Source organism: Hyphococcus luteus (assembly GCF_002943565.1).
Classification (GTDB): Bacteria; Pseudomonadota; Alphaproteobacteria; order Caulobacterales; family Parvularculaceae; genus Hyphococcus; species Hyphococcus luteus.
In genome coordinates, this window is sequence record NZ_PJCH01000005.1 from 764,005 (window position 1) to 787,433 (window position 23,429).

General features: G+C 62.7%; 22 protein-coding genes. 12 read left to right on the forward strand and 10 right to left on the reverse strand.

The genetic code is table 11. From position 1 onward, the window contains the following. Positions 1–74 precede the first annotated feature (74 nt). The 5 genes from CW354_RS08615 to CW354_RS08635 all read right to left on the reverse strand — a co-directional run bounded on the left by CW354_RS08615 (position 75) and on the right by CW354_RS08635 (position 5,127). On the reverse strand, positions 75–575 hold the full coding sequence (locus tag CW354_RS08615) for a DUF2141 domain-containing protein (RefSeq protein ID WP_104829596.1): 501 nt from the start codon (positions 573–575) through the stop codon (positions 75–77). Positions 576–853: 278 nt separating this feature from the next. Further along, positions 854–2,065, reverse strand: a complete 1,212-nt coding sequence (gene spt / locus CW354_RS08620) for a serine palmitoyltransferase (RefSeq protein ID WP_104829597.1) — start codon at positions 2,063–2,065, stop codon at positions 854–856. 2 nt (positions 2,066–2,067) lie between these two features. Then, complete coding sequence (locus tag CW354_RS08625; RefSeq protein ID WP_104829598.1) at positions 2,068–2,331, reverse strand: acyl carrier protein; 264 nt, start codon at positions 2,329–2,331, stop codon at positions 2,068–2,070. Between the two features lie 47 nt (positions 2,332–2,378). Next, the gene (locus CW354_RS08630; RefSeq protein WP_165793604.1) at positions 2,379–3,302 is read right to left on the reverse strand and encodes an NAD-dependent epimerase/dehydratase family protein; all 924 of its coding nucleotides are present in this window, start codon (positions 3,300–3,302) and stop codon (positions 2,379–2,381) included. 10 nt (positions 3,303–3,312) lie between these two features. Beyond that, positions 3,313–5,127, reverse strand: a complete 1,815-nt coding sequence (locus CW354_RS08635) for a fatty acyl-AMP ligase (RefSeq protein WP_104829600.1) — start codon at positions 5,125–5,127, stop codon at positions 3,313–3,315. A 407-nt stretch (positions 5,128–5,534) separates the two neighbouring features. Between CW354_RS08635 and CW354_RS08640 the strand changes: the two genes are divergently transcribed. From CW354_RS08640 to CW354_RS08650, 3 genes are all read left to right on the forward strand, one after another. Next, on the forward strand, positions 5,535–6,308 hold the full coding sequence (locus CW354_RS08640) for a sterol desaturase family protein (RefSeq protein WP_104829601.1): 774 nt from the start codon (positions 5,535–5,537) through the stop codon (positions 6,306–6,308). 253 nt (positions 6,309–6,561) lie between these two features. Continuing rightward, complete coding sequence (locus CW354_RS08645) at positions 6,562–8,688, forward strand: sodium-translocating pyrophosphatase (RefSeq protein ID WP_104829602.1); 2,127 nt, start codon at positions 6,562–6,564, stop codon at positions 8,686–8,688. A gap of 127 nt (positions 8,689–8,815) precedes the next feature. Continuing rightward, entirely contained in the window at positions 8,816–10,309 is a 1,494-nt protein-coding gene (locus CW354_RS08650) for a Re/Si-specific NAD(P)(+) transhydrogenase subunit beta (RefSeq protein WP_104829603.1), read from the forward strand. Between the two features lie 49 nt (positions 10,310–10,358). On the opposite strand, the gene CW354_RS08655 is transcribed toward CW354_RS08650, so the two are convergent. Continuing rightward, positions 10,359–10,829 carry a YMGG-like glycine zipper-containing protein gene (locus CW354_RS08655; protein WP_104829604.1) on the reverse strand — a complete coding sequence of 157 codons (471 nt, stop codon included), beginning with the start codon at positions 10,827–10,829 and terminating at the stop codon, positions 10,359–10,361. 90 nt (positions 10,830–10,919) lie between these two features. Then, complete coding sequence (locus CW354_RS08660) at positions 10,920–12,737, reverse strand: peroxidase family protein (protein ID WP_104829605.1); 1,818 nt, start codon at positions 12,735–12,737, stop codon at positions 10,920–10,922. Positions 12,738–12,891: 154 nt separating this feature from the next. Between CW354_RS08660 and CW354_RS08665 the strand changes: the two genes are divergently transcribed. The 3 genes from CW354_RS08665 to CW354_RS23050 are packed head-to-tail and all read left to right on the forward strand — an operon-like array spanning position 12,892 to position 15,038. Beyond that, complete coding sequence (locus tag CW354_RS08665; protein WP_104829606.1) at positions 12,892–13,587, forward strand: HAD family hydrolase; 696 nt, start codon at positions 12,892–12,894, stop codon at positions 13,585–13,587. A gap of 5 nt (positions 13,588–13,592) precedes the next feature. Then, positions 13,593–14,642 carry a threonine aldolase family protein gene (locus CW354_RS08670; protein ID WP_104829607.1) on the forward strand — a complete coding sequence of 350 codons (1,050 nt, stop codon included), beginning with the start codon at positions 13,593–13,595 and terminating at the stop codon, positions 14,640–14,642. 15 nt (positions 14,643–14,657) lie between these two features. After that, a complete protein-coding gene (locus CW354_RS23050) occupies positions 14,658–15,038 on the forward strand; it encodes a DUF7079 family protein (protein WP_133162246.1) in 381 nt (126 codons plus the stop codon). Here the strand turns inward: CW354_RS23050 and hemH are convergent. Continuing rightward, entirely contained in the window at positions 15,035–16,078 is a 1,044-nt protein-coding gene (hemH, locus tag CW354_RS08675) for a ferrochelatase (RefSeq protein WP_104829608.1), read from the reverse strand. The two genes, CW354_RS23050 and hemH, sit on opposite strands and share 4 nt — an antisense overlap. A gap of 185 nt (positions 16,079–16,263) precedes the next feature. Between hemH and CW354_RS08680 the strand changes: the two genes are divergently transcribed. Next, complete coding sequence (locus tag CW354_RS08680) at positions 16,264–17,256, forward strand: hypothetical protein (protein WP_423793527.1); 993 nt, start codon at positions 16,264–16,266, stop codon at positions 17,254–17,256. Positions 17,257–17,266: 10 nt separating this feature from the next. On the opposite strand, the gene CW354_RS08685 is transcribed toward CW354_RS08680, so the two are convergent. Then, positions 17,267–17,605 (reverse strand): hypothetical protein, encoded by a 339-nt coding sequence (locus CW354_RS08685; protein WP_104829609.1) that lies wholly within the window; start codon positions 17,603–17,605, stop codon positions 17,267–17,269. 100 nt (positions 17,606–17,705) lie between these two features. Here CW354_RS08685 and CW354_RS08690 point away from each other — a divergent pair, with 100 nt between their 5' ends. Continuing rightward, the gene (locus tag CW354_RS08690) at positions 17,706–18,518 is read left to right on the forward strand and encodes an SDR family NAD(P)-dependent oxidoreductase (protein ID WP_104829610.1); all 813 of its coding nucleotides are present in this window, start codon (positions 17,706–17,708) and stop codon (positions 18,516–18,518) included. Here CW354_RS08690 and CW354_RS23925 read toward each other — a convergent pair. Then, the gene (locus CW354_RS23925) at positions 18,515–20,809 is read right to left on the reverse strand and encodes an NADP-dependent malic enzyme (RefSeq protein WP_104829611.1); all 2,295 of its coding nucleotides are present in this window, start codon (positions 20,807–20,809) and stop codon (positions 18,515–18,517) included. The genes CW354_RS08690 and CW354_RS23925 overlap by 4 nt on opposite strands. Before the next feature lie 112 nt (positions 20,810–20,921). Between CW354_RS23925 and CW354_RS08700 the strand changes: the two genes are divergently transcribed. From CW354_RS08700 to CW354_RS08715, 4 genes are all read left to right on the forward strand, one after another. Further along, positions 20,922–21,842, forward strand: coding sequence for a DMT family transporter (locus tag CW354_RS08700; RefSeq protein WP_165793605.1), 921 nt, complete (start codon positions 20,922–20,924; stop codon positions 21,840–21,842). A gap of 69 nt (positions 21,843–21,911) precedes the next feature. Beyond that, positions 21,912–22,493, forward strand: coding sequence for a NifU family protein (locus CW354_RS08705; protein WP_104829613.1), 582 nt, complete (start codon positions 21,912–21,914; stop codon positions 22,491–22,493). Between the two features lie 16 nt (positions 22,494–22,509). Then, entirely contained in the window at positions 22,510–23,097 is a 588-nt protein-coding gene (locus CW354_RS08710; RefSeq protein WP_104829614.1) for an NAD(P)H-dependent oxidoreductase, read from the forward strand. Positions 23,098–23,185: 88 nt separating this feature from the next. Beyond that, positions 23,186–23,395 (forward strand): dodecin, encoded by a 210-nt coding sequence (locus CW354_RS08715; protein ID WP_104829615.1) that lies wholly within the window; start codon positions 23,186–23,188, stop codon positions 23,393–23,395. The last annotated feature ends 34 nt before the right edge of the window (positions 23,396–23,429 follow it).

A 23,429-nucleotide genomic window follows, 5' to 3' on the forward strand; every position in this document is an offset into this window, starting at 1 on the left:
AAAGGGCGTTAAAGTCCGATCTTACCCCTAAACCGCGCTGAGGCGAAACGGCCCGGCGCAAATTCCGCGCGCGGTTAATTCAGCTTGATGACGACATGCGCGCCGTCCTGCGGCGTCACTTCGAAAAGCGCTTTTTCGACCGGCGGCGGCCCGAAGCGGACTTTCGGATTGTTGGAAATGCCCCAGGGCTCGGCGGGAAAGCCGATGGCGGTCTTGTCGAAATCGCCATTGGCGTTTTCATCGTGATACGTCGACATGGCGAAAAGACCGGACTCCGGCGCGTCGATGCAGAATTTCGTCATCGGCGACTTGGCGGCGTATTTCACCTGTTTCAGGCGCCCGCGTCCGTGCAGGAACCCTTCCTGCCTGTTCGGGAAGAGATCGGCGGTGATGAGGCCGACACTGTCTTCCACGCCTACAATGATGACGCGGATTTCGTTCTCCGCGCCCTTGCAGCTCACATGGTCGAAGTTGAAATCTTCTTCCGTCACTGCCGTGGCGTCGTCGGCGAAGGCCGCGCCTGCGCCAGCGGCCACTATCAGGGCGGCGATTATTCCGGCACGCGTCACTTCCATGTCCTCCTTAACTCCGCCCGGCCTTAATTAGGCGTCCGAGACGCCGCGGCGAAGGCGCAAATGCGGCGATTTTGCGCCGCAGGCGTCTTTTGCGGGCCCCTGACGGGATCGTGAACACGCCGCCCGGGGCCAGCCGGCGTCCTAGCCGGTAATTGCGACAGGCTTGTGTAAGCGCCCGCGCGCCCGGTGCGGCGGCGAGGCCTCCTTGTCCCGTTTCGAAGGAGAGCAGCAAGTTCCGGGCCGTATGACAAAGCGTACAATTTACGGGGGCCTTGATGTTAAGCGTCTGTGTCGATGCGGGCGGACGGGAACGCTTCGGCAAGCGCCCCATAAGCGGAAACAAGGCGGTCGATGTCGTCACTGGTGTGCGCCGAGGAAACCGCGAGGCGGAGAAGAGATTCCTTGCCGGGGGTTCCCGGCGGGATCGCCATATTGACGTAAACGCCGTGCTCCAGGAGGAAGCTCCACGCCTCGAAGGCGTCTTCCCGGGTCGGCAGAAGCACCGAAATCACCGGCGCGGGCTCGGCCGCGAGCCGGAGGCCGAATTGCGTGAAGGCGGCGTGCAGGCGCTTGGCGTTTTCCCAAAGCTTCGCTCTGATTTCCGGATGCGCCTTGATGTTGGCGAGCGCCGCGCTCGCCGACGCGATCGTCGCTGGCGACGGGGAGGCGGTGAAGCGGTAGGGGTTGGACGAAATGCGCAGATATTCCGCTTCCGGATGGTTTGAGGCGACGAAGCCGCCGATCGACGCGAGCGCCTTTGAAAAGGTGCCGGTGTAAAAGTCGACTTGATCCATCACGCCTTCGGCTTCGGAAACGCCTTTGCCGGTTTCCCCGTAAACGCCGAAGGAATGGGCTTCGTCGACAAGAAGAAAGGCGTCATGCTTGTGCGCGACCTCGACGAACTCCTTTACCGGCGCGATGTCGCCATACATCGAATACATGCCCTCGATGCAGACGAGCTTGCCCTTGTATTTCGGATCGAGGCGCGAGAGGCGTTTATCGAGATTTTCCGGATCGTTGTGACGGAAACGGATGGTTTCCGCGCCAGAAAGCTGGCAGCCGTCATAGATGCAGGCGTGACAGTCGGCGTCGATCAGGACGGCGTCCTGGACGCGGTCGACGAGCCCGGCGATGGCGCCGAGATTGGCGGCGTAGCCGGTCGAGAAGACCAGGCAGTGCTTCATGCCGAGATAGGCTGCAAGATCCTCTTCGAGCTTTTTGTGGCCGGCGAAAGTGCCGTTGGCGACGCGCGATCCGGTGGTGCCGGTGCCGTCATGATCAAGCGCGTCTTTCGCAGCCTGGATCGCGCTCGCCTCGAAGGTCTGCCCGAGATAATTGTGAGTGCCGGCGAGCACCGTTTCGCGGCCCTTGATCCGCGCGCGCGTCGGACCGAGGACTTCCTCCATCACCACCGTGAAGGGGTTTTTCCCGATCGCCGACAGATGGTCGTAGAGCGCCGCGTTCTTCTCGAATTTTTCAAACAGGCTCATCGTCAGGATTGTTCTTTCTTGATCGCATGAATGGCGTCGACCAGTTCCCCGATGGTCTTGATTTCAGAGATTGTGTTGACCGGGATCGAGATGTCGTAATTGTCCTCGATGTCCATGACGACGTCGAGCAGCGAGACGGAATCGATCTCCAGATCGGCGATGATGTCGGTGTCGCGCGTCAGCTTCACGCCCTTTTCGTTGAGCGGCTCCAAAAGGGAGGTGATCTTGTGGAATACGAGATCGTCGTCTTCTTGAATGCCGGACATGGCTTCGTCTCCTTTGCGGGGCGTCGTTCCGCGCGCCCGCGCGCCGATTAAAGCAAACCGTGTTCTTGATACCAACGGGCGGTTTTTGCAAATCCTTCCTTTAGGGGCGTTTTCGGCCGCCAGCCTGAGGCCTCGCTCAGGAGGTTCTCCCGCGCCGTCCAGTCCGGGTGGAAGAACTCGTTGACCTGGCCTTCGCGGACGCTGGGGCCCTTCCCAAGCGCGCTCTCGACGGCGCGCGTCGCGCCATGATAGGCCGCAATCGCCGGGCGCGGAACCGCAATCGCGCGGGGATGCTTGCCCAGAACCTCGCCCAAAATCTCGCCGATTTCCCGCCAGGAATGGCCCTCTTCGCGCTCGTCGCCGACCTCGTAGACAGCGCCGGGGGCCGCGCCTTCCGCGGCTGCGAGCATCGCCCCGGCGGCGTCCTCCACATAGAGAATGGAGGCGCGGGCGGCGGGATCGGTCTTGGGCGCGAGGGCGAAGCCGGCCTTGACCAGCTTGAAAAAAGGCAGGGTGACCATGTCCCGCGGCCCGTAGATGGCGGGCAGCCTGAGCGCGCGCCAGTCCCCGCCGGCGCGCGCGACCGCCGTCTCGCTGTCGAACTTGCTTTTGGCGTAAGGCGAGACTTGCGGCTGGCGCGCCGACATGGACGAAGCATGGACAAGCCGCGCGTTAGCGTCTTTAGCGGCCCGCGCCGCTTTCGCCGCGCCTTCCACATTGACGCGCGCATAGTCCTCGCGCGCGCGCGCATGGGTGAGGCCGGCGAGGTGGAAGAAAACATCGGCGCCGGCGGCGAGCTCGGCGAGCGCCGTCTCGTCTTCGAGCGCGCCCTTGACGATGCGCACGTCCTTGGCGGCGGGAAGGCGCGCCGGATCGCGCGCCAGCGCGGCGACGTCCCATCCTTGTTCCAAGAGCAAATCAATCAGCGCGGCGCCGACAAAGCCGGTTCCGCCTGTCACCGCTGCTTTCACGGGACCGGTCCTAAACGCGCGCCTCAGCGAGGCTGCGCGGGGCTTCTTCGTCTTCCTGAACGTCTCCGGCAAAGGCGCCGTCGAGATATTTCTGCTTCACCTTGGCGCGGGAAAGCTTGCCGGAAGAGGTCATGACCATGGAGTGCGGCCGGGCGAGAACGATTTCCGCCGGCGCGCCGACGGCGTTCTGCACGACAACGCCGATTTCGCGTTTCAGGGCCGCCAGCGCTTCGGCGTCCATGCCGCGGCGTTCGGCGACGACGACGATGCGTTCGCCGTGGCCGTCATCGACGGAAAACGCCGCCACGCCGCCGCCGCGCACGCCTTCGACTTTTTCGACGGCCCATTCGATGTCCTGCGGCCAGATATTGCGGCCGTTGATGATGATGAGATCCTTGGCGCGGCCGGTGATGACGATCTGGCCGCCCAGGAAATACCCCATGTCGCCGGTGTCGAGCCAGTCGCCGTCATACATCTCGGCGGAGGCTTCGGCGTCGGAGTAATAGCCGGGCGTCAGGCTCGGTCCCTTGATGAAGATGCGGCCCACATGACGTTCGTCGCAGGGCGCGCCGCTTTCGTCGCGCACTTCGATGGCGTGACCGGGCAGCGCGCGTCCGCACAGGACGAAGCCGCGCTTGTGTTCCGGCGAGGTCAGCGTCGAGGCCGGCTGCGCGACGCCGGAGCGCGTGTAATGGCGCATGTCGACTTCGTCGACTTTCACCGCCTCGCCAAGTTTCGGGAAGGAAATGGCGAGCGTCGCTTCGGCCATGCCGTAGCTCGGCGTGAAGGCGTTGCGGTTGAAGCCCACGGGGCCGAAAGCCTCGGCGAAGGCGTTCAAGGCCTCCGGGCGCACCATGTCGCCGCCAATGCCGGCGACGCGCAGATTAGTGAGATCGATGGCGCCGGGTTCGGCGCGCGCCGAGCGCTTGGCCGCGAGTTCGTAGCCGAACGACGGGCTGTAGGTGATCGTCGTCTTGTTGTCGGTCATGATGCGCAGCCACAAAAGCGGTCTGCGGACGAAATCGGACGTCGCCAGGAAATCGACGGAAACCTGCGTCGTCATCGGGGTCAGGACAAAGCCGATGAGCCCCATGTCGTGATAAAGCGGCAGCCAGCTCGTGGCGCGGTCGCCCTGCGTAAGATACATGCCGTCGCGGGCGATGGCGGTGAGATTGGCGCAGACCGAGCGCTGCAGGCCGATAACGCCTTTCGGCGCGCTCGTCGAACCGGACGAGTACTGAATATAGCAATAGTCGTCGGCGCCGAAGCGCTGGGGGCTGGCGCCCTTGTCGTCGAGCGCGTTGAGCTCGTCAAAGCTCATGACTTTCGCGCCGCCCGCCTGGCCGGCGGCTTCTTCCAGAAATTCGCGCAAGGTTTCCGGTCCAACCGCAGCGGCGGCGTCGGCGCCGGCGATCATCTGGCGGATCTGATTGATGTAGCCGTCCTTGCCGCCGAGATTGACCGGCATCGGCATCGGCGCCGGAACGAGTCCGGCATATTGGCAGGCGTAGAAGGTGACGAGAAAATCGGGGCTCGTTTCGGCGATGACGGCGAGCCTTGCGCCGCGCTCGAAATTGCCGGCGAGTTTCGCCGCGAGCGCCAACGCGCTTTCGCGCAACCCGGAGAAGGGAAGCGCCGCGGAGACGTCGCCGCGCAGATTGAAGAAAGTATAGCCGGTGTCGCCTTGCGCCGCATAATCGAGCGCGTCGCAAATTGTGGAAAATCCGCTGGCCTTCGCCGGCAGCGAAGCGTTTTGACTCGGCAAGGCCGCCGTCTTTTCCGGGCCAAGCTTCTTCTCCGGCCCCTCGTTAGGAATGACGGTCATTCAACGCCCCGCACTTCGCCGGCCGCCGCCGGCCGTTCTTGATTTATCACCGCCGCAAAGACCCCTCGAGGAAGCCTCTCGCAGAATGCCTGCTGGAAGACCTCGCCCCGGCGCGTCTTACACGGCGCATCTCCACGCCCCTGCGCCAAGACGCAGGGCTAATTTTGAGCCGATACAAGCCCTTGGGTCAACGGGCAAGACCTTGACCTGCCTCTGCTTATCAAGATTTGCAGCCGGATGTTACAGCTTGTTGCGTCAATGCCGGAATATTTGACTGCTTTTTCCGGGACGGCGGCGTTTCGGCGCTTGAACCGGCCAGTTTCCGCGCCTAATTTCGCAATTGCGCAAAGGCCAGCCAACAGGCCCCTGCGCCGCCCCCGCATTACGAATTAGTCAGGAGCGCGAAAATGCGCCTTTTCATCGGCTACAAGGCTTGGAAAGAAGAGGAATATCTCCTCAACCGCATGACTTTCGACGACCTCGTCAAAGCCTATGTCACCTATCCCGCGATCCAGGTCTACGCGTTGATCCTGATCGCCGCGCTTGTCGCCGGAATCGCGACGATCGGCTCTATCTCGTTGTTTTTAGCCGCTTTTGCCGCCGGCGCGGTTCTGTTCCCGATCGCCTGGTACTTCGTTCACCGGTTCGTCCTGCATGGCAGCTGGATGTACAAGACGCCCTGGCTCGCGGGGTTGTGGAAAAGGGTCCATTACGACCATCATCTCTATCCCAACGATCTTTCGGTCCTGTTCGGAGGGCTGCACACCACCCTGCCGACGATCCTTCTGGTCGCGGGGCCCGTGGGCTGGCTGATCGGCGGTTTTCCCTGCGCCTGCGCCGCTGTGGCGGGCACGGTGGTGATGACGATGTACACCGAATTTCTGCATGCGGGCGAACATCTCGCCTTCCAGCCCAAGTCGAAATTCTGGAAAGACATGAAGCGGCGCCATCTCGCCCATCATTTTCACAACGAGCAGGGCAATTACGGCATCGCGGAATTTTTCTGGGACCGCCGCTTCGGCACGTTCTATGACGACACCAAAGATGCGCCGCGCACCGCCACGGCCCGCAATCTTGGTTACACAAGCGAAATGGCCGAGAAATTCCCTTGGGTTAAGGAGCTGACGGACGCGGAGCCCGAACCCCGCAAGTCGATGCGCAGCCGCGGCGCGGTCTCTTAAAGACAGGGGCCGCAAACGCCCGCTAGGCCGAACTTCCGTGGCTTTTATTCAGATTCCGGGCTGAGCCCGGAATAATCCGCCGCGCATTGGCGGCGCAGAACTTTTTGTTGATTTTGCCGGGGGGCTTTGTCAGTTTCCCGCGGACATCAACAGGGGGCCGGTTGAAGCGCGCGCGGGGAGTTCGATTCCGTTGCTGCGGCCATACCGGCGGACATCCATCCATCAACGATAAAAATCCGAAGAAAGGTACATCATGAGCTTAGCGCTATGGTTGGTCATAGGGGCCGGCTTGCTCGCCATCGCCTATGGCGCCTTCACCATCAATCAGGTGATGTCGATGCCTACGGGCAGCGACCGTATGAGGGAGATCGCCGCCGCCATTCAGGAGGGCGCGCAAGCCTATCTCAACAAACAATACACGACCATCGCCATCGCCGGCGCGGTCGTGTTTATCGTGCTGCTCGTTGCGTTTAAATTCGACTTCATTCCGGCGTTCGGTTTCGCCATCGGCGCGATCCTGTCGGGCGCCGCCGGTTTTATCGGCATGCTCGTTTCGGTGCGGGCCAATGTGCGCACCACGCAGGCCGCCAGCGAAAGCCTCGCCAAGGGGCTTTCCGTTGCGTTCAAGTCAGGCGCCATCACCGGCATGCTGGTCGCCGGCCTCGCGCTTCTGGGCCTTGCGTCCTACTACATGATCCTGACGGGCCCCATGGGCCATGCGCCGGAAAGCCGGTCTGTCGTGAACGGCCTCATCGCCCTGTCGCTCGGCGCCTCGCTGATCTCCGTCTTCGCGCGTCTCGGCGGCGGCATCTTCACCAAGGGCGCCGATGTCGGCGGCGACATGGTGGGCAAGGTCGAAGCCGGCATTCCCGAAGACGATCCGAGAAACCCGGCGACCATCGCGGACAATGTCGGCGACAATGTCGGCGACTGCGCCGGCATGGCCGCAGACCTTTTTGAGACGTATGTGGTCACCGTTGCGGCGACCATGGTTCTCGGTTCGATCCTGTTCACGGCGAATGCGGCGGAATTCATGTTCTATCCGCTCGCCATCGGCGCGGTGTGCATCGTCACCTCGATCGCCGGCACGTTCTTCGTGACGCTCGGCAAAGGCTCCACCAACATCATGGGCGCGCTCTATAAAGGCCTCGTCGTCACCGGCGTCTTGTCGCTCATCGCGGTAGGCATTGTGACCTTCCAGATGTTCGGTTTCTCCGAGCCCATCGGCAATACCGAAGCGGGCAAGCCCTTTACCGGACTGTCGCTTTATTTCTGCGGCGTTCTCGGGCTTGCGGTCACCGGCCTCATCGTCTGGATCACTGAATACTACACCGGCACCGCCTATCGTCCGGTGAAATCGGTGGCGAAATCGTCGGAGTCCGGCCACGGCACCAACGTCATCCAGGGCCTTGCGGTTTCCATGGAAGCGACGGCGCTGCCGGCCCTCGTCATCGTCGTCGGCATCATCACCGCCTATAATCTCGCAGGCCTCTTCGGCATTGCGACGGCGGTCACCACCATGCTGGCGCTCGCCGGCATGATCGTCGCCCTCGACGCATTCGGTCCGGTTACGGACAATGCCGGCGGCATCGCGGAAATGTCGGGCCTTGAAGGATCGGTCCGCGACACCACCGACGCGCTTGATGCTGTGGGCAACACCACCAAGGCCGTCACCAAGGGCTACGCCATCGGCTCGGCGGGCCTCGGCGCGCTTGTCCTGTTCTCGGCCTATACGAAGGACATCGAACATTTCTCGTCGCATGCGGCGGAGTATCCGTTCTTCGAAGGCGTCAACGTCACCTTCTCGCTGTCCGATCCTTATGTGATCGCCGGCCTCCTCATCGGCGGCCTTCTGCCGTATCTCTTCGGCGGCATCGCCATGCAGGCCGTGGGTCGCGCGGCGGGCGCCATCGTCGAGGAAGTGCGCCGCCAGTTCAAAGAAAAGCCGGGCATCATGCAAGGCACGGAAAAGCCCGACTACGCCCGTGCAGTGAACATGCTCACCGGCGCGGCGATCAAAGAGATGGTGGTGCCGTCCATGCTGCCGATCTTTTCGCCGCTGGTTCTTTACTTCGTCGTCTACGGCGTTGCGGGCAAGGCTGCGGCCCTGTCTGCGGTGGGCGCGATGCTGATCGGCGTCATCGTCACCGGCCTCTTCGTCGCCATTTCCATGACGGCCGGCGGCGGCGCCTGGGACAACGCCAAGAAATACATCGAAGACGGCAATCACGGCGGCAAGGGCTCGGAGGCCCACAAAGCCGCTGTCACCGGCGACACGGTGGGCGATCCGTACAAGGATACGGCGGGCCCGGCGGTGAACCCGATGATCAAGATCACCAATATCGTGGCGCTGCTGCTCCTGGCGGCGCTTGCCGGCTAAGGCCGACGCAAACAAACATAAAAAAGGCCGCGCTTGTTTGCGCGGCCTTTTTTATTGGCGCTCTTTCAAGGCCGCGGCGAAACGGGCGTTAACCTAATTTTTCAGCTGCGGCGGCAGGATGAAAGCGATGCCTTATATCGTTTTCATCGCTTTTTTCTGTCTCGGCGTCGGCCTGCGCCAGGGCGCCCTGATGGACCCGGACACCGGCTGGCATATTGCCGCGGGGGATTATATCCGCGCGCATGGTCTGCCGGCGAGCGATCCCTGGTCCTACACGGCGGGTGACGCGCCCTGGTACAATCTCTCCTGGCTCTTCGACGTCGTTCTCAGCCTGGTGCACGGGTTTGGCGGGCTCGATGCGGTGGTTGTCGCCGCCGCGCTGTTTTACGCCCTCGCTGTGGCGTTCGTTTGCTGGATCGCGCAAAAAAGTTCGGGGAGCCTCATCGCCTCGCTCGCCGTAACTGCGCTCGCCGGGTTCGTGCTCCTGCCCGGCATGCTGGCGCGCCCGCAGTTGTTTACGTTTCTCCTGATCCTCGGCTTTTACTGGGTCCTGCGCTTTGGCGGCGCGCGCATGCTTTTGGCGCTGCCCGTTCTGACGGCGCTGTGGGCCAATGTGCATGGCGGTTTTCTCGCCGGGTTCGTGATGCTCGGCATGTTTTTTCTGGAAGCGCTCGTCGGCGGCGAGCGCAAGCGCGCCCTCTATCTTGTCGCGGCGGGCGCGGCGTGCCTGCTGGCGCTGCTCCTCAATCCCTATGGCTGGCATATTCTCGAAGCCGCGAGCCTCACCATGAACAGCGCCCTCAAAGACGTGCTTTTAGAATGGCGCCCGACGGAACTGACGGCGGGCAGTCCGGTCTGGCTGCTTGTCATTGTCTTCGCGGGCGTGTCGGCTTTGTTCGAAAAAAGCATTCCGCTTGCGGATAAACTGCTCGCCTGTTTCTGGCTCGCCGCGGGACTGATGAGCGCCCGCATGATGCAGATCGCGGCGCTCATGAGCGCGCCTTATCTTGCGCAGGCCCTCGCGCTGCGCCTCGGCCAGTCGCCGGTTGGCGGCGCCATCGAGGCGCGCGACCGCGACTACGCCGCCGATCTTTCGAAAGCGGCTGTGCGGGGCGTTCTGGCTTGCGCCTCCGTCATCTTCGTCGCGGCGGCTTTTGCGCCGCCCGTGCAAAAGGCCCTTGCAGGCGGCGAGGCCTTTGTGGAGACGCCCGCTTCCCATGCGCCGGAAAGCGCCCTTGCTTACGCGGACGGGCATTTCCCCGAGGCGCGGCTTTTCGCTAATTACGGCTTCGGCGGCTATATTCTTTATTGCTGCCGCGATGTGCGGCCTGTTTTCGTCGACGGGCGCGCCGACACCGCCTATCCGAGAAAAGTGCTCGAAGACGCCATCGTGCTCGGCTTCATGGACGGCCGCGGCGAGACGGATGAGCAGCGTGCGGCCGAATGGAAGGCTTTGACTGAAACCTACGGGATCGACGGCTTTCTCGCGTCGACCAGGTCGGCCCTGCTCGGGCATCTCATGGCGACGCCCGGCTGGGCGAAAGTCTATGAAGACGATGACGCCGCGCTTTTCATGCGGGCGGAGCTGGCGCGCGCGAAAACGAAGCATATGGCGAAATGAAAAAGAGCCCGCTTCAGCGGGCCCTTTTCCGTAATGGCGCGCATAAACGTCAATCGTTGAGGCAGGCGTTCAAGGCTGCGTCATAAGCGGCCTTTTGCTGCTCATATTGCGCTTTTGCCTGCGCGTAGCGTTCATCGGCTTTTTGTTGTTTATCGGCCTTCACCGCCTGACCGCCGGCTGCGCCCGCCGCGGCGCCTGCGGCCGCGCCATAGCCGGCCTTGTCGCCGATCACTTCGCCGGCGACGGCGCCGACAGCCGCGCCTGCGGCCGTTCCTTTCAGCACCTGCTTGTTGCCGGCGTCTTCGCGTACCGGCACAGGGGTGGTCGCGGGATCGAAGCCGGTCTCTGCGGTTGCGCTCGCGCGGCAGTCTTTTTGGACGCTGTCCACGACAGCCGCGCTGTCTTCTGAAGCGAGCTGCAAATCTTCTTCCTCGTCCAAATTCGTTGCAACGACAGCGCCGACGGCGGTGGCGGTTAAGACGCCCGCGGCGCCGAGAGCGATCAGGGTTCCTTTACGCATGTCCGGTCTCCTTTCGTTGTTCGAAAGGGCGAACACGCGAAGACGTCAAAAGAGCCGAAACTTACGAGAATTCAATATTGGCGCGCGCCGTCAGCGCCAGTCCCAGCCCCAATGCCAGCCCCCGCCCCCGCTCCAGCGATGGGGCTTGCGCGTTTCAACATAGAACACGTTGTGCGGGAGTTCGCGCCGGCGGATGCCTGTGTTCGCTGCGATGATGTCGCCGAGACGCACATGGCGCACCATCGCCTGCTCCGTGCGCGTCAGGTCGCGCTCCCACCAGAAACGGTCATGATCGCGCAGGGCCGCAAACTGTTTCACCACAATGGCGCGGAAAGTTTCGCCGAGCTGCGAGCCCCGCCAGAAAAGCGCATCTTCGGAAATGCCGCCGACCCACAAATCGATGTCGTCCACTGTTCCATAAGCCTCGCGCAGTTTTTGCTGCAGTTCAGGGTTGCGCGTAATGTCGCTGAAATCTTCATGGCGTTTCAGCCCCATCTCTTCGCGCACCTCGTTGAGCGAGGGCAGGCCGCGATCGCGCCCGCGCTGGATGTTGAGCGCGGCGAGGTCGAAACCGCCGGCGCCCGGCGGGCCGAACAGGAAGTTGCGCAAATCGTCGACAATCATGTTGTCGTAGGTCTGGCTCTTCTGCGAGGCGAGGCCGCGCAGGATCGGCTCGATGTCGCCGCGTTCCGTGAGGATCAAGGACGCGTTGAAGAAGGCGTCGCGAAGCTGGAGATGGCCTTCGGGAATTTCGCGGCCGCGCGCGTCGACACGCATCAGCCGCGCATTGATCAGCGTATGGCCGAGCCGCCAGGCGGCGCCGGAAAACTCGGTGAAAAGCCCGGGATCGCCCGGCTCATAGCCGCGATAACGGGGCAGGGCGCGACGGCCGATAAGCGCAGGCAAAAACTGCTCATAGGTGATGATCTGGATTTCCGCGTTCACCATGCGTCGGGCGGCGTAATAAACATCGTCGCCGGAAAACCAGGGCCGCGTCTTTCTGATATAATCCGCCCACCGATTATGCTCGCGCATGAACAGCGTGTGCATGGAGGTAAGCCCCACCTGCTCGTTCGAGCGCACGTCGCCGGCGAGAAACAGGGTCGCCGGGTCGATGGGGCCTTCATTGGCGTTGGGAAGAAGATCGGTATTGAACGGCAGGAGATCGCCGTCGCTGGTCTTCAGGCGTCCCGTCCCGTCATTGGCGCGCAGGGCGTGGGCCCGTTCGTCGCTCGAGCCATAGACATTGGAGCCGTCGAGCCATGACGTGATCTCGTTCATCTGCTGGCGCGGATTGGAAAGATCCGTGCCGGTCTCTTCGTCATAGATGGCGCGGTCGAAATGAATCCATTTGTCGCCTTCCCAGCCCGGGTCGAACCACGGATCGCCCATGGGCACGGGGATGTCGTGGGAGCGGTCGTCGGACCTGACGCCGTCGCCGAGCGCGAAATCATGGTCGATGAACTGGCCCCATTGCCAGAGGAAGTCGCTCGTGCCGAACGGGTTCGGATAAGACTGGCCGGCCTGATCGACGACGATGTTCGAGATTTCACGCGGGCTTTTGCGAAGCGGTCCCGCCATGGCCGAAATGCCGTCGGCGTAATCATTGGGCGCCATGCGCGTCAGCTGGTGAAAAGTGGCGCCCGCTTCCGGATCTTGTCTGTTGTTGCCACTTCCGTCGAAGCTTCTGACTTCGCGGCCCTGATGAAAGGCCGGGCGCCGGCCGAAATAACGCCGCCATTTCGCGCGCGCCTGTTCATGGGCGTCGCGCTCGATATTTTGCGCCGGCCCGTGGTCCCGGCGACCGTACTCCCGCTCCTTGCCGGACCCGTGCGCCGCCGCCATGGGGGCCGCCGCGCTCATCAGCGCCATCGCCGCCGCGGCAAACAGAAACTTCGCCCTTTTCATTGTGACCTCTTCCTCGACCCCTAACGCCGCCAGTATCGGATGGGATGGCGTTTGATTTCAAGCGGCGCCATAAGCGCGGGGCGTGCGTTAAGCATGTTATTTCTTGCGGCGGGCGAGGCCGGCTGCGGCCCCGCCCGCGAAAGGTTTAAAGCGTATGGCGTTCGAAGCGGTGATTTTCGATTGCGACGGGGTGCTCGTGGACAGCGAGGTGTTGTCCATTCGCGGGGAGCGCGCGGCGCTTGAGCCCCTCGGTCTTTCCTATTCGCCGGAAGAATATGTCCGGAAATTCGTCGGCCTTCACGACGGCGCGTTTTTTGCGGCGCTGCGGGAGGATTTTCAGCGCGCGCATGGACGCGATGCGCCGGACGGTTTTGAGGAACAGATCCTCGAAGGGCGCCGGCGCGAGAGCCATTTGCTGGCGTCAATCAAGGGCGCGGCCATGGGGCTTGCGGCGGCCCGCGAACGCGTGGGGACCATCGGCGTCGCCTCGTCTTCTCGGGCGCATTTCCTGCAATCGAAGCTTGAGCGCACGGGGCTTTACGATCTCGCTGGCCCCCATGTCTATTCCGCCGATCTCATCACGCATGGCAAGCCGGCGCCGGATATTTTCCTTTACGCAGCGGAGAAAATCGGCGCCGATCCGGCGCGCTGCCTTGTTCTGGAAGACAGCGAGAACGGGGTGAAGGCCGGGCGCGCGGCAGGCATGACGGTCTGGGGTTTTCTCGGCGGCGGGCACTGCTTTGACGGTCATGGCGAGCGGCTCGTGGGCGCCGGAGCGACAAGCCTCGCGCGCGACTTCATGTCTTTTGTCGACTTGCTTGACGAAGTCGTCGCCCCCGCGGAAGAGTGAGCCTCATGAGTTTTGCATCCGACAACTGGGCGGGCGCGGCCCCGGAAATTCTCGAGGCGATCGCGCGCGCCAATCACGGCGCCGCGCCCGGTTATGGCGGCGACGCGCTGACTAAAAAGGTCGAGACGCGCTTCGCCGAGATTTTCGAAAAAGACTGCAAGGTCTATTTCGTCGCGACGGGCGGGGCTGCGAACGGCCTCGCGCTTTCGGTGATGACGCCGCCTTACGGCATGGTGCTCTGCCACGAAGAAAGCCATGTGCAGATGGACGAATGCGCCGGGCCGGAATTTTTCACCGGCGGCGCCAAGCTTCTCCCCATTGTGGGCGCTGACGGCAAACTGACGGCGGATGCGGTTAGGGAGACCATCAAAGGCTTTCCCTATCGCCCGCCCCATGGCGCCCCCATCAGCGCGCTGTCCATCACTCAAGGGACTGAATGCGGCACATGTTATTCCGTTGACGAATTATCGGCTGTCTGCGCCGCGGCGCATGAGGCGGGGCTTTCGGTGCATATGGACGGCGCGCGTTTCGCCAACGCCGTTGCTGCCTCAGGTAAGAGCCCGGCGGACCTCACCTGGAAGGCCGGCGTCGACGTCCTTTGTTTCGGCGGCACCAAGAACGGCTGCATCGCGGCGGAGGCGGTCGTTTTTTTCAACCCTGACAAGGCGAAAGATTTTGAATTCATGCGCAAGCGCGCCGGGCATTTATGGTCGAAAATGCGCTTCATCTCGGCGCAGTTCGACGCCTATCTCGAAGACGGGCTGTGGCTGAAGCTCGCGGCGCACGCCAACAAGATGGCGCAACGTCTGGCGGCGGGGCTGAAAGAGGCGGGCGCCGAATTCCTCTATCCCGTCGGCATTAACGAACTTTTCGTGGTCCTGCCCGAGGGCGCCGCGCCGAAGCTCAACGAGGCGGGCTATCTTTTCTATCCCTGGGTGACGCCCGGCGATCCGGCGAATGGCCGCGCGCACCGGCTTATCTGCTCGTTCCGCACGAGCGAGGAAGAGGTGGACGGGTTTGTGGAAGCGGTGAAAAATAATTCGAATAGGCAATGAGTTTCAGGGGTTGTCATGCTGCCGCCGGGAGAGGACTTAAAAGACAGACAACCAGTTTGGGATTATCTCCAATATTTTTGGATGGATACCGATCCGGAAATTTTATTCCCGCGTATTGTCAATATATGTGCAAACTCAAAATACTCGCTTGACGAAATCGAACAGATTTTTTGGAATGAGCTTGAGCCTGCAGTTGGCTTTAATCTCTGGGGCATAGCAGGAGAATGGGCAGGCTTTGAAATTGATTGGCTGAGCGAGCGCATACTCAAGAAAAACCGCTTTGGACGGCCTTTGCCTTTACGCCAGTTAAGACCACATGCAAGCCACTGGTGGGGGAGGTTAAAGAGCGCTGTTTCAGCAAGGCGTGATTCTGAACATGCAGGGTCTGTCGCCTAAACCCATCCCGCAGTTTCGCGCCGGGCGATCATTTCCAGCATGGAAATCGCTTCCGGCGTTGCATTGAGGCAAGGGATCGCGGTGAAGGCCTCGCCGCCCGCCTCCATGAAGGTCTCGCGGCCCGCAATGTCGATTTCTTCCAGCGTCTCGATGCAGTCGGCCATGAAGCCCGGCATAATCACGGCGAGCTTTTTGACGCCTTGCCGGCCAAGCTCTTTGATCGTCTCGTCTGTTGCGGGCTCCAGCCATTTTTCACGCCCAAATTTCGACTGAAACGCCAGGGGCGCGAATTCTTCCGTCCACCCCATTTTCCCGCGCAACAGGCGCGAGGTCTTGGCGCAATGGCAATGATAAGGATCGCCGAGGTCGAAATAACGCTGCGGCAGGCCGTGATAGGAAAGGATCACCCGCTCCGGCGCAAAATCCAGCGTCTCGAGATGCCGTCGCGTCACGGCGGCGAGGGCCTCGACATAGGCGGGATGGTCGTGAAAGGCGGGGGCCATGCGGATCGCCGGCTGCCAGCGCATTTTTTTCACGGCGTCGAAAACCGCGTCGGCGACGCTCGCCGTCGTGGTCGCGGAATATTGCGGATAAAGCGGAATGACGAGAATGCGCTCGCACCCATCCGCCTTCATGGCGTCGAGGCGCGAGGCGATGGAAGGATTGCCGTAACGCATGGCCCAGTCGACGTTGACCCCTTCAAAGCTTGCGGCGAGTTTTTCGGCTTGTTCCCGCGTGTAATAGCGCAAAGGGCTTTCATTGCTTTCCTGGCGCCAGATCTTGGCGTAGTTGCGCGCCGTCGCGGCGGGCCGGACATTGAGGATGATCCCGTAAAGGACCGGCAGCCAGATGGCGCGGGGGAGGTCGACAATCCGTTCGTCGCTCAAAAACTCCCGCAAATAGCGCCGCACCGCCCCCGCTTCGGGCGTGTCCGGCGTGCCGAGATTGACGAGCAAAACGCCGGTTTTCGCCGCCGGGATCGCCGGGTGGCCTTCGGGCGTGTGATTGGCCTTAGAGGAAGATGCGGCGTCTGCGCCCATCGCGGGGTTTTCCTTTCAAATCGTCGTGCGCTGGCGGCCTTGTCGCAAAAAAACGTCCCGTTGTCACAATAGTGAAACATAAAAAATAGAGGGTGCGCCGCAAATCGGGCCGGCGCGCCCTGTGCGCCGGCGAAGCCTTGACCGGAGCCCGGAAGGGCCGGTCAGACGAAGGAACAGGCATGGACATCGATATCGGGTTGTGGGCCGCCATCGGTTTTGCGTTTGCGGCCTATGCGGTTGTGGGCAATGACGCGCTGCAAACGCTAGGCACGTTCATTAATTCCAACCGCCGCCTGCCATGGTGGGCGCTGTTTCTTTACGCGGCGACGGTGCTCGTCGTGGTTTTCGCCTTCGGCTATATGGCGAATGGCGGCGATCCGTCTTTCGGCCGTCTCGACAACACGGCCAAATATCCGATTTTCGAGCCGCATTGGTATCACGTCCTGCCGCCCTTGATGCTGCTTGTCCTGACGCGGCTCGGCATTCCGGTCTCCACCACCTTCATGGTGCTGGCCATTTTCGCCACCATGGGCGGGCTTTACAGCATGCTGGTGAAGTCGCTGATCGGCTACGCCGTCGCCTTCGTGTCGGGCGGGGTCATCTATGCGGCTTTGGCGCCCACTATCGAGCGATGGTTTTTAAAAACGGCCTCGCAGCAGCATGCGCCGATCTGGGTGCTCGGCCAGTGGATCACCACCGGCTATCTCTGGTCGGTCTGGCTGATGCAGGACCTCGCCAACATCTTCATCTTCCTGCCCCGCGGCGTGGACGCGGCGGGCGCGCCGGCGCTCAATCCGACGGAAGCGGGTATCGCAGTTGCGGGCATCGTCGTGCTGCTCGGCTATACGTTCTGGAACGGCGGCGGCCCGGTGCAGCGCATCCTGAAATCGAAGACCGCCGTCACCGACATCCGCTCGGCGACGATCATCGACTTCATCTTCGCGACGCTGCTGTTCTATTTCAAAGAGCTCAACAACATCCCCATGTCGACGACCTGGGTGTTTCTGGGGCTTATTGCGGGCCGCGAATTCGCCATTGCGACGCTCGATCAAATCCGCTCTCCGGCGGGGACGTTCCGCATTGTGGCGACAGACGCCGGCAAAGCGTTTTTAGGTCTCGTCATCAGCGTGGTGATGGCGGTGGGCCTGCCGGAGCTGGCGAAGGCCTTCACCGGCTGATTGGCCGGTTTCAGTCCCCCGGCTTATAGCGCGCGGCTTTGTCTTTCACCCGGTAACGGGCCTCGTCCTGGCGGCGATAGCGCCGGCGCATGCGCTCGCCTTCATCCAGCGTGCGATAGGTTTTGGGCGCGGCGTCTTCCGTCCGGCTGTCGCGCAAGTCCGCGGCCCTGGTCCGGGCGCGGGGTTTGAGGCGGTAGGCTTTGCGGCGCGGGCGCGCGTCGATTTCCGGATCGTCCTTTAAGGCCAAAAGGCCCAAAAGCCCGTCGGACTTCGCGCGGGCGTTCTTCAGATACCAGTGAAGAACGACGGCGAAGACGGCGAGGATCAGGATGAACTCTATGGTGTCCATGGCGTGTCCGGTCTTGCAATCCTCATGCTAGGGCCGCCCGCCATTAACCAATGGCGCTCTCCATAGACGGGGCGGGCCGGATCGCCGTAAATTCCGCCTCATGACATATAAAAACAAATGGGCGCTCGTCACCGGCGCCTCGGCGGGCATCGGCGCGACGTTCGCGCGAAGCTACGCCGCAAAGGGAGCGAATATCGTTCTGGTCGCGCGCCGGGAAGAGCGTATGCGCGATCTCGCCGCCGAGCTTGAGGAAAGGCACGGCGTCAAAACCAGGATCGTCGCCGCCGATCTCGCCGAGCCGGACGCGCCGCAGCGCATTTACGACGCGCTTTCGGCGGACGGGATCGTCGTCGACATCCTCGTCAACAATGCCGGATTCGGGTTGCCCGGCGTTTACACCGAAAACGACTGGGCGGCGCATCGCGCCTATCTGGAGCTGATGCTGGTTTCCTACGCGCATATGACGCGGCTCTTCCTGCCGGGCATGCTGGCGCGCGATTACGGGCGCATCATTCAGGTCGCCTCGCTGGCGGGGCTCGTGCCGGGCTCGGCGGGCCATACGCTTTACGGGCCGTCGAAAGCTTTTCTGATCAGTTTCGCGCAATCGATCGCCGCCGAATGCGACGGGACCGGGGTGAACTCTTCGGCGGTTTGTCCGGGTTTCACTTATTCGGAGTTTCACGACGTCAACAAGACGCGCGGCCTCGTCTCGCAGCTTCCCAAACACATGTTCATGGAAGCCGAACCGGTCGTCGAAGGCGCGATCGATGCGGTGGAAAAGGGGCGGGCGGTCTATGTCCCCGGCGCCTGGAACAAGTTCACGGCCTGGCTCGCGCGCACCCTGCCGCGGTCATGGGCGGAAAAGATGGTGACGAACCAGTCGAAGCGCTTCCGTAAGCAGACCGGCCATTAAGCCGTTTTTTCCGCCCAGCTGCGGTGTTCGGAATCGAGCTCGTACGCGGCCATGGCCGCGAGCGTGACGATGTCGCCCACGGCGGCACCGACCTGGGCGATCTGAACCGGCCGGTCGAGACCGATCAGGACGGGCCCGAGGACGAGCGCGCCGCCAACCTCGCCCAAAAGCTTGGTCGAGATCGCGGCGGAGTGAACGCCCGGGGTGATCAGCACATTGGCTTCGCCTTTCAGACGCGAGAAAGGATAAAGCGTGCGCAATTCCTCATTCAGCGCCATGCGCGGGGTCATCTCGCCCTCATATTCGAAATCGATATCCGTGCGCTTGTCGAGAATCTCGACGGCGCCGGCGACGCGCCGCGAATGCGCCGTGTCCGGATTGCCGAAATTCGAATAGGAAACGAACGCGACTTTCGGCGGAAAGCCCATATGGCGCGCCGCATGAGCCACCTGCATGGCGATTTCCGCGAGATCTTCCGGTCCGGGCAGTTCGGTGACGTTGGTGTCGGCGACGAACAGCGTGCGGTTCTTGGTGAGAATGATGGAAACGCCGATCATGCGCTCGCCGGGCCGCGGATCGAGGGCGAGCCGGACATTGTCCAGCGCCACGTCGTAATGGCGCGTCACGCCGGTCACCATGCCGTCCGCATGGCCATGGGCGAGCATGCAGGCGCCGTAGACATTGCGGTCGGTGTTCACAAGCCGCACCGCGTCGCGGTGGAGATAGCCTTTGCGCTGCAGGCGCTTGTAGAGATACTCGACATAGAGATCGCTGTTTTTCGCGGTGCGCGAATGGTGGATCTCGAAATCGGCGTCTTCGGGAAGGCCTGCGTCTTTCAGGCCCTGACGGATATATTCCTCGCGGCCGATGAGGATCGCGCGTCCGAGATTTTCCTGCTGGAAACCATAGGCGGCGCGGATCACCGCTTCTTCCTCGCCTTCCGCGAAAACGACGCGCTTCGGCGTTTCGGACCCGCGCAGGGTCGCTTGGATGCGCTGCAGGAAGGACGCCGCGGGGTTGAGACGCGCGGCGAGGTTTTGTTTGTAGGTGAAGAGATTGTCGACCGGCCGGCGGGCGACGCCGGAATCGGCGGCCGCCTTCGCCACCGCCGGCGGGATTTCGGAGATCAGGCGCGGGTCGAACGGTGTCGGGATGATATAGCCCGGCCCGTATTTCAGGCGCTTGCCGTAAGCGGCGGCGACCTCGTCGGGCACGTCTTCGCGTGCGAGCCGCGCCAGCGCCTCGGCGCAGGCGATTTTCATCTCGTCATTGATGGTGCGCGCGCGCGCGTCGAGGGCGCCGCGGAAGATGTAGGGAAAGCCGAGAACGTTGTTCACCTGGTTCGGATAATCGGACCGGCCGGTGGCGATGATCGCGTCGTCGCGCACGGCTTGGATGTCTTCCGGCGTGATTTCCGGATTCGGATTGGCCATGACGAAGATGATCGGATTTTTCGCCATGGACCTGATCATGTCCTGGGAGATGGCGCCGGCGACCGAAAGCCCGATCACAACATCGGCGCCGTCCATGGCGTCGGCGAGGCTTTTCTTGTCTGTTTCGACGGTGTGCGCCGAGCGCCACTGGTCGAGCTGGCGGCTCTTGGTGAGGATGCCTTTGGAGTCGCAGACGAACGCGTTTTCCGCCGGAAGGCCCATGGCCTTGATGAGGCCGATCACGGAAAGCGCCGAAGAGCCGGCGCCGGAGACGGCGACCTTGATGTCCTTGATCGACTTGCCGGTGACGTCGAGCGCGTTGAGGAGGCCCGCCGCGGCGATGATCGCCGTTCCATGCTGGTCGTCATGGAAGACCGGGATGTCCATCTCCTCCTTGAGGCGCTGTTCGATGATGAAGCTGTCGGGCGCCGCGATGTCTTCGAGATTGATGCCGCCGAAGGCGGGGCCGAGATATTTGACCGCGTTGATGAAGGCTTCCGGGTCCTTCGTGTCGACTTCGAGGTCGACGGAATCGATGTCCGCGAAACGCTTGAAGAGGACGGCCTTGCCTTCCATCACCGGCTTTGCGGCGAGCGCCCCGAGATCGCCCATGCCGAGGATCGCCGTGCCGTTGGAAATGACGGCGACCATGTTGCCTTTCGCCGTGTAGTCGTACGCCTTGTCCGGATCGTCGGCGATCGCCTGCACCGGCGCGGCGACGCCGGGCGAGTAGGCGAGCGAGAGGTCCCGCTGCGTCGCCATGGGCTTGGTCGGCGTGATCTCGATCTTGCCGGGCTTGCCGCGGCTGTGAAAGGCGAGGGCTTCCTCGTCGGTGAATTTCTTGGTGTTTTCGTCCATTTGGGATCTCGTGGCGGGGGTTAGATTGTGGCATACGCGGCTCGCCCGGCCCCTGCAATGCTTCATGGGCCACGAAAGCGGAACGATCTTAGCGACATGGCGTTTTCAAGACGTGAACCGCACTGACGTCCCCTCCCGGCCCGCCCTCGGCGCTTTTGTCTTGCTGGCGGCGGGCATGATCCTGTTCGGCTCGGCGACGCCGGTCTCCAAAATCGTCACCGGCGCCATGCCGGTCTTTATCGGCTCGCTCTTGCGCGTCGGGCTCGGCGCCCTGGCGCTCGCGCCTTTCGCGCTGCCCCGGCTGGGTGAGCTCAAAACCGTCTCGCGCGGCGACATCGCCGCGATGGCGGCGATCGCGCTTTTCGGCATGGTCGGCTTTTCAGCCTTCATGCTTTACGGCATGCGGATGATTTCCGGCGTCGGCGGGGCGGTGGTGATGGCCATGACCCCGGCGGTGACGGCGGCGGCGGCCATTGTCTTTTTCGGCGAGCGGGCCAGCCGACGAAAACTGATTGCGTTGGCGCTCGCCGTGGGCGGCGTGCTCATTCTCCATGTCTCCGGCGCCGCTGGCGAGGAAGACGGCGGCGCAAATGCGCTCCTCGGCATCGCGATGATCTTCGCAGCGGTCTGCTGTGAAGCGGCCTATACGCTGCTGGGACGCAAAGTCAGCGCCGACATTTCGCCGGTGCTGGTCGCCTTCGTCGCCTCGGCGGCGTCCATTCCGCTCTTCGCCGTCGCCGCCGCGTTTCAATGGTCAGGCTTCGATGCGCTTGCCGTCAGCGCCGGCGAATGGGCGGCGGTCGCCTGGTACGGGGCGGGCACGCTCGCGCTTGGCACGGCCCTCTGGTATTCGGGGCTTTCGAGAACCCAGGGCTCGACAGCCGCCGTCTTCATGGGGCTGATGCCGGTGTCGGCGCTGGTTTTGTCCTATGTCCTTCTCGGCGAGGCGTTCCGCTGGGTCCATCTGCTCGGTTTCGGCGTGGTTTTCGCCAGCGTCCTCCTCATTTCCCGGGAGCATATGGGTCACGATTAGGCGCGCGAGAGTTGCGGGCGGCCCGGCGAGCGCTTAGGTAAAGCCTCAAGAAAACCCGCGGAAAATCCCATGTTTATTCAGACCGAAGACACCCCGAACCCGCAATCCATGAAGTTCCTGCCCGGCCAGCCGGTGCTGGGCGAGGGCGCGACGGGCGTCGATTTTCCCACCGCCGAAAGCGCGGCGGCTTCGCCGCTGGCGCAACTCCTGTTCGAGACCGACGGCGTCATGGGCGTTTATCTCGGCGCCGATTTCATCACGGTGACGAAAACCGAGGCCGTCGAATGGCTGCATATCAAGCCGGCCCTTCTCGGCGCCATTGCGGATTTCATGACCGCGGGCCTGCCGGTGATTGCGGAAGGCGCCGCGCCCTCCGATGCGCCGGCGACGCCGCTCGAAGAGTATGAAGGCGAAGACCGCGAGGTTGTCGAACAGATCGTCGAGCTGATCGAAACCCGCGTTCGGCCCGCCGTGGCGGCCGACGGCGGCGACATCGTCTTCAAGCATTTCGAGCCGCGCACCGGCGTCGTCTTCCTGTCGATGCAGGGCGCGTGTTCGGGCTGCCCGTCCTCGACCATGACCTTGAAAAGCGGCATCGAAAACATGCTGAAACATTACGTGCCGGAAGTCGTCAGGGTGGAGGCGGCGTAACGCGCCGGCGGGGGAGATGGCGAAAAACATCCTGATCGTTCAGGGCCATCCAGATCCCGCCAAGGGCCATCTCTGCCATGCGCTGGCCGACGCTTATGCGCGCGGCGCGCGCGAAGGCGGCGCGGACGTGAAAACCGTCGAGGTCGCCGCGCTCGATTTTCCGTTTTTGCGCAGCGAGGCCGACTGGCGTGGCGACGCGCCCGAAAGTTTGCGCCCCGCCATCGAAGATCTGCGCCGGGCGGATCATTTTCTGTTCATTTATCCGCTCTGGATGGGAACCATGCCGGCGCTCCTCAAAGCCTTTCTGGAGCAAACCTTCCGGCCGGGCGTTGCGCTCGGGTCCGAGCCGCAAGGCTTTCCCAAGCCCGGTTTCAAAAACAAGTCGGCGCGCATCGCCATCACCATGGGCATGCCGGCGCTCGCCTATCGCTGGTTTTTCAGCGCCCACAGCCTGAAAAGCCTCGAGCGCAACCTCCTGCGCCTTTGCGGGATCAAGCCGATCCGGGAAACCCTGTTCGGCCTCGTTGAGGCGACAGGCGAGGAAGGCTGGAAAAAGCGCATGGCCGCCTTCGCCGAAATCGGCCGCCGCGACGCGAGGCCCTGAGCCAGGCGCGCGCGAACCGCGAGGGGCGCGGCGTGTTCTGAGAGAGGCGCGTTTTCAAGCGCGTGGTTTGAAACAAGGGAGATTTTCCATGTCGGATAATGTCTACGCCGTTTCGAAAGTCGTCGGCACGTCGAAAAATTCGGTCGAAGACGCGATCCAGAATGCGATTTCGACCGCCGCGTCGACGCTCAAAAATCTCGACTGGTTCGAGGTGAAGGAGGTCCGCGGCCTCATCGACGACGACAAGGTCGCCTATTATCAGGTCTCGCTGGAGCTTGGCTTTCGCTATGAAAAATAGCTAGAAGACCGGGAAGTAAATCGCCCGGCTGAGC

Excerpts from the sequence above, each read along its gene's own strand:
- CW354_RS08660 (WP_104829605.1), bottom strand. The coding sequence starts at position 12,737 with ATGAAAAGGGCGAAGTTTCTGTTTGCCGCGGCGGCGATGGCGCTGATG.
- CW354_RS08690 (WP_104829610.1), top strand. The coding sequence starts at position 17,706 with ATGACATATAAAAACAAATGGGCGCTCGTCACCGGCGCCTCGGCGGGC.
- CW354_RS08645 (WP_104829602.1), top strand. The coding sequence starts at position 6,562 with ATGAGCTTAGCGCTATGGTTGGTCATAGGGGCCGGCTTGCTCGCCATC.
- CW354_RS08655 (WP_104829604.1), bottom strand. The coding sequence starts at position 10,829 with ATGCGTAAAGGAACCCTGATCGCTCTCGGCGCCGCGGGCGTCTTAACC.
- spt (WP_104829597.1), bottom strand. The coding sequence starts at position 2,065 with ATGAGCCTGTTTGAAAAATTCGAGAAGAACGCGGCGCTCTACGACCAT.
- CW354_RS08635 (WP_104829600.1), bottom strand. The coding sequence starts at position 5,127 with ATGACCGTCATTCCTAACGAGGGGCCGGAGAAGAAGCTTGGCCCGGAA.
- CW354_RS08715 (WP_104829615.1), top strand. The coding sequence starts at position 23,186 with ATGTCGGATAATGTCTACGCCGTTTCGAAAGTCGTCGGCACGTCGAAA.
- hemH (WP_104829608.1), bottom strand. The coding sequence starts at position 16,078 with ATGGGCGCAGACGCCGCATCTTCCTCTAAGGCCAATCACACGCCCGAA.
- CW354_RS08710 (WP_104829614.1), top strand. The coding sequence starts at position 22,510 with ATGGCGAAAAACATCCTGATCGTTCAGGGCCATCCAGATCCCGCCAAG.
- CW354_RS08615 (WP_104829596.1), bottom strand. The coding sequence starts at position 575 with ATGGAAGTGACGCGTGCCGGAATAATCGCCGCCCTGATAGTGGCCGCT.
- CW354_RS08685 (WP_104829609.1), bottom strand. The coding sequence starts at position 17,605 with ATGGACACCATAGAGTTCATCCTGATCCTCGCCGTCTTCGCCGTCGTT.
- CW354_RS08640 (WP_104829601.1), top strand. The coding sequence starts at position 5,535 with ATGCGCCTTTTCATCGGCTACAAGGCTTGGAAAGAAGAGGAATATCTC.
- CW354_RS08705 (WP_104829613.1), top strand. The coding sequence starts at position 21,912 with ATGTTTATTCAGACCGAAGACACCCCGAACCCGCAATCCATGAAGTTC.
- CW354_RS23925 (WP_104829611.1), bottom strand. The coding sequence starts at position 20,809 with ATGGACGAAAACACCAAGAAATTCACCGACGAGGAAGCCCTCGCCTTT.
- CW354_RS08665 (WP_104829606.1), top strand. The coding sequence starts at position 12,892 with ATGGCGTTCGAAGCGGTGATTTTCGATTGCGACGGGGTGCTCGTGGAC.
- CW354_RS23050 (WP_133162246.1), top strand. The coding sequence starts at position 14,658 with ATGCTGCCGCCGGGAGAGGACTTAAAAGACAGACAACCAGTTTGGGAT.
- CW354_RS08670 (WP_104829607.1), top strand. The coding sequence starts at position 13,593 with ATGAGTTTTGCATCCGACAACTGGGCGGGCGCGGCCCCGGAAATTCTC.
- CW354_RS08650 (WP_104829603.1), top strand. The coding sequence starts at position 8,816 with ATGCCTTATATCGTTTTCATCGCTTTTTTCTGTCTCGGCGTCGGCCTG.
- CW354_RS08625 (WP_104829598.1), bottom strand. The coding sequence starts at position 2,331 with ATGTCCGGCATTCAAGAAGACGACGATCTCGTATTCCACAAGATCACC.